This is a genomic window from Pseudomonadota bacterium, assembly GCA_022361155.1.
GTDB lineage: Bacteria > Myxococcota_A > Polyangia > Polyangiales > JAKSBK01 > JAKSBK01.
On sequence record JAKSBK010000519.1, the window covers coordinates 1 to 4,840 of the forward strand.

The window sequence follows — 4,840 nt, forward strand, 5'->3', positions numbered from 1 at the left end:
TGAGCGTCAGTGACAACCCCGCTGTACGCAAAGAGCTCGAAAAGTATCTGCCACAATCTCGGATAGCAGCCTGACCACCTTCTACCGACCATCGCTAGCCATTCTGCGTCTCCGTCATCGCGAAATATGCAACGTTGAGGTTTACCCTGGTCGTTGATGAGATAGACAACCAGCAGCTTCGGTTCACACCACGGAGCGTCGTAGCTGCGGTGGCCGTTGGCTCGGCGTCGGCCTTGTTTGTAGTGTCGCTCACGTATCCGGCCCCCGTCGGTAGCCACGACCACTCGCATGCCCTTGACAGCGCTTTTGGCAGCTTGGCGTTGTCGTGCCTGAAGCAGCCATGCCTGGCGCTGAGCCACAGCGCGAGCGCTAAAGCCGTTGACAATGCGTAGGGTCTGCTTGTGCCCCAAATCAATGTCACGGCGAGCCAACGCCGAGCGTCCTGCTCGGACCGAATCACTGTCGGCCACCTGAGCACAGATTTCGCCCGCTAGCGCCGGCGTCACACCAAAGCAGATCCCCAACGCCGCCAGGCACGGATACAACCCGGTGCCGCTCTTGCCCCGTTTTGTGCGCGGCCTGCCCCGTCGCTTGCGGCGGCCGTTACGCTTCAAGTACTCAAGCTGGGTCAATCGCACCCTGCTGCCGCCCACAAGCGTTACCGTCACGTCCCGTCGACCTCCTTGCCGCAGCAGCCCTCCCTGCCGCGCTGCCACCGACACCTCCCTCTCGAACGACGGGTCGGAAACGGTATCTTGCAAAACGCATGCCGTGATCCCGTCGCTGAGCTGCCGACACCGCTTCGCCACGTCCAGTTCCATTTCCCGGAACTCCACAGGCGTGCGTGCCTTGGACCAGACACTGAGATGGGCCTCGACCAGTTCACCAAAAGCCGCTATTTGTTGCTGGATCTGCTCACGCAGGTTGTTCGACACGGAACTCTCCTCGGTCATGCAACCCAAGGAGAGCCTTCCGTGTCGTTCTTGTCGATCCCCCCCTCAAGAACGATCCAATTTCAACTACTTACGCCACCCCGATTGGCCCCAAATCGGGATCGCGCCCACCACAGGCGAAAATCATGCGCGTCGTTAGTGTTCCAGCGTTTCGACAACGCGGCGACGGCTGTGACGAACTCACCGACTCCTTCGACGACGGTCCACTCAAAGTCGCTCGAGCTTTCCGGGACCATGGCTGCTAATAACAGACAAGCGGGCCAGCCACAATCAGCGAATTGCGCATTGTCATGACTCGAACGTGTTTCGTCCGGCCCCTGCTGAATCGTGAGTGCACGGCTTCGATTTGAGTGGAACCGTGGAGTACTCGTGGCACGCTACGTGCGAGCGTTCCAGTCAAAGAAAAGCTCGAGTATGCGCCAATACTCGGGACTTCGATGCTCGCCAGACGGTGGAGGGAAGGTGTCCCGAAGCGGCTTCGTTGACCATCCGGTGATCGCGCTCCAAATGGCGGCGCCGTCCTGACCGCCGCGATCAAGAGCGTCCTTGGTCTGCTGTGGCGAACGCGGATCAACCAGAAATACTGTGAGCTCGTGATCTCTCGCGCCCGTCGCGATTATCTGGTTGATATGCGGATCGCCGAACCCATATCCACACACCATGAGCTTGAGCCCACCGCTGCAGCAAACCTGCCTGAAGATGTCGAGGTACACTTGCAGCACAGGAAACGTCCCGATAGTGTCTTCCTTCATTCCGCCGACTACAAGAGCGGGCCGGTCGGCGCTGCGCCACTCGTAGGAACCATGGAGCTTGATGTAGTTCAGGTTGCCACGCAGGGTCATGCTCGGCGTGTTCGGTACTTGCCGCGTTTCACGCAGGTGTCGGTCGTTGTCAGGTCGGAAATCGTCACGCCCCAACTCGCTGGGCGACGTGCGCGGCGCCACCCCCGGTGTGACGGGTTGATGGTACATGTGCCCATCGACAGCGATCCGTTCGACGAGCAGGTCTTGGTTGAGCGTGAAAATATACCCCGTGTCTGACTCCTGGCATAGTTTTGGGGGCGTGCTTGGACCTTGCGCAAACAGGCTGAGCATCTCTTGGATCATAGATTCGTTCAGCCGCGAAGGCGTTCGCTGCGCGTTGATGGTGCGCTCCTGTTCCATGAAGATCGAAACGATGTCCCTTTCGAGCTGTGCCACTTCCTCCGCGCTCACGGCTCCATCCGGGATGGCATGGCGGGCCTCGGTCAATGCATCCTCGAAGCTTCCCAGGTGCTTTCTGAAAATCCCTCTCAGCGCTGGGTTTCCGTTCACGACCGGCGTGCTGTCGAGTAGCGGCCATAGCTCGGTGGCGAGGTGGCCGCCCCAGTTCTTGGTGAAGCCCGCGCCGGTGAGGAGCGATCGTCGTGGCAACTGGCCCAGGTCGAAGGACTGCACACACCAGATTCTACGGCGTCAAGGGGCGCGCTCAAAGCGCGTACCGAGGACTGAGGTATCCGGGGATGAGGTATCCGGGGACACCCATCGCGGATGAGGTATCCGGGGACACCCATCGCGCGGGCTGGCATCCGCCACGCTCCGGATCATGCTGTCGGGTGGGGTGTCTCAGATAGATCCTGTCCCAGATAGATCGCAGAGAGATCGTGGGTGTCGCCAGATAGATTTCCCGTGCCAGAGAGATCTCCCTGGACTCCATAGCAACCGTACGCTAGCCACGCCCGGGTAGGGCCGGCTCGGCTGCCGTCGAGCCCCGGCGGGGAGCAGCCGTGAGAACGCTGTGCTGTTTGTCGACGCTTGGATGTCTCCTAGTCTGAAGTTCCCCCTGAATTGGAGTGGTGATTTGGGGCATAGGTTTGGAATCACAGGGTTTTTTTGTTTTGCGGGGGCGGGAGTGTTCCCATGTAAAATGCATGAGTATGCTTGCATTAGCTGGTGGGGCTTGATATACAGTTCCCATGTATGTCGAGCGCGTCCCCAACCGTGGCTCCCGGCCCGCCATCCTGCTGCGCGAAGGCTGGCGCGAGGGCGGCAAGGTGCGCAAACGCACGATCGCCAACCTCTCCGATTGGCCCGCCGAACAGGTCGAGGCCCTGCGCGCCGTGCTCAAGGGCGGCCGCGCTGCGGCGCCGCTCACCGAAGCCTTCGACATCGTTAGGTCGCGACCGCACGGACACGTCGCGGCGGTGCTGGGCACGATGCGACAGCTGCGCTTCGATGCGCTGCTGGGACTCGAGGACCCGAAGAGCCTCAAGCTGTGTGAGGCGATGATCGCAGCACGCGTGCTTTTCCCAGGCTCCAAGCTCGCCACCGCACGCGGGCTTGGCGCCGAGACACTGCGCAGCACCTTGGGCGAGCAGCTCGACGTCGAGCAGGCCGACGAGGATGACCTGTACGCGGCCATGGATGCCCTGCTGGAGCGTCAGGAACCGATCGAGCAAGAGCTGGCTCGGCGCCACCTCGGCGAAGGCGCGCAGGTGCTGTACGACCTGACCTCGGCGCACTTCGAGGGCCGCTGCTGTCCGCTGGCCAAGCTCGGCTATTCGCGCGACGGCCACAAGGGCAAACCGCAGATCGAGGTCGGGCTGTTGGGCAACGCACAAGGCTGCCCGGTGGCGGTCGAAGTCTTCGAGGGCAACGTCGGCGACCCTAGGACGCTCGGCCCGCAGATCCGCAAGCTCCGCGAGCGCTTTGCTCTGTCGAGCGTGGTGCTTGTAGGCGACCGCGGCATGCTCACCGAGGCCCGCATCCGCGAGGAGCTGCGCGACGTCGAAGGGCTCGACTGGATCAGCGCATTGCGCGCACCGGCCATCCAGGCGCTCGTGCAGGCCGGCAGCCTGCAGTTGTCCCTGTTCGACGAACGGGACCTGGGAGAAGTGCACGACCCGCGCTACCCCGAAGAGCGTTTGATTGTTTGCAGAAACCCGCTGCTTGCCACCGAGCGCGCCCGCAAGCGTCAGGAGCTGCTCGCGGCCACCGAGCGCGAGCTCGACAAGGTGGTGCGAGCTACCGCCCGCAAGAAAAACCCGCTGCGCGGAAAGGACAAGATCGGCTTGCGCGTCGGCAAGTTGCTCGGTCGCTTCAAAGTGGGTAAACACTTCGTCCTGTCGGTCACGGCCGAGAGCTTCCGCTACACGCGTGATGAAGCCCGCATCGCCGAGGAAGCCGCCCTCGATGGCATCTACGTCTTGCGCACCAGCGTCGCTACAGACCGGCTCTCGGCCCCCGAGGTCGTCCGCTCGTACAAGCAACTGGCCAGCGTAGAGCGCGCTTTTCGCAGCCTCAAGACCGTCGACCTCAAGCTGCGACCCATCTACCACCACAAAGAAAACCGGGTGCGCGCCCACGTGCTGCTGTGCATGCTCGCCTACTACCTCGAGTGGCACATGCGACAGGCCCTCGCCCCTATCCTCTTCGACGACGACGACAAGGCCCACGCCGAGCGCACTTCGCCCGTCGCGCCCGCCGTCCGCTCCGCACGAGCCCAGCGCAAGGCCGAGCGCAAGCGCACCGACGAAGGGGCAACGGTACACAGCTTCCAGTCCCTGCTCGCCGACCTGGCCACCCTCACCAAAAACCGCATCCAACCCCGCATCAAAAACGCCGAGTCCTTCGACCAAACCACGCTGCCCACCAACCTGCAGCGCCGCGCCCTCGACCTGCTCGGCGTCACCCCCTAAGCGTTCCCAGTGGCCAAGCAGCCATATCCAATGCTTCCGGCTACTTATGCCTTCCTACAGTAACTTCTCAAAAAAGTGGTGGCGATGGAATTGGGGCAGGGGCTGAAAAAGGGGATGTTTTTTGCAGTGGGACGATCGAAGTTCGATGAGAGTGCGCGCAATTCGGTGAAGAATGCAGGGAGGTGCTCAAAGGGGATCGACAGGTCGGCCA

Annotated in this window: 3 protein-coding genes; 1 reads left to right on the forward strand and 2 read right to left on the reverse strand. The window is 62.1% G+C overall.

Annotated elements, in window-relative coordinates:
* On the reverse strand, window positions 1-935 hold a 935-nt coding region (locus tag MJD61_19190), incomplete at its 3' end, for a hypothetical protein (GenBank protein ID MCG8557387.1).
* A gap of 395 nt (window positions 936-1,330) precedes the next feature.
* Complete coding sequence (locus MJD61_19195; GenBank protein ID MCG8557388.1) at window positions 1,331-2,389, reverse strand: SIR2 family protein; 1,059 nt, start codon at window positions 2,387-2,389, stop codon at window positions 1,331-1,333.
* A gap of 518 nt (window positions 2,390-2,907) precedes the next feature.
* Between MJD61_19195 and MJD61_19200 the strand changes: the two genes are divergently transcribed.
* The gene (locus tag MJD61_19200; protein ID MCG8557389.1) at window positions 2,908-4,629 is read left to right on the forward strand and encodes an IS1634 family transposase; all 1,722 of its coding nucleotides are present in this window, start codon (window positions 2,908-2,910) and stop codon (window positions 4,627-4,629) included.
* The last annotated feature ends 211 nt before the right edge of the window (window positions 4,630-4,840 follow it).

Excerpts from the sequence above, each read along its gene's own strand:
- MJD61_19200 (MCG8557389.1), top strand. The coding sequence starts at position 2,908 with ATGTATGTCGAGCGCGTCCCCAACCGTGGCTCCCGGCCCGCCATCCTG.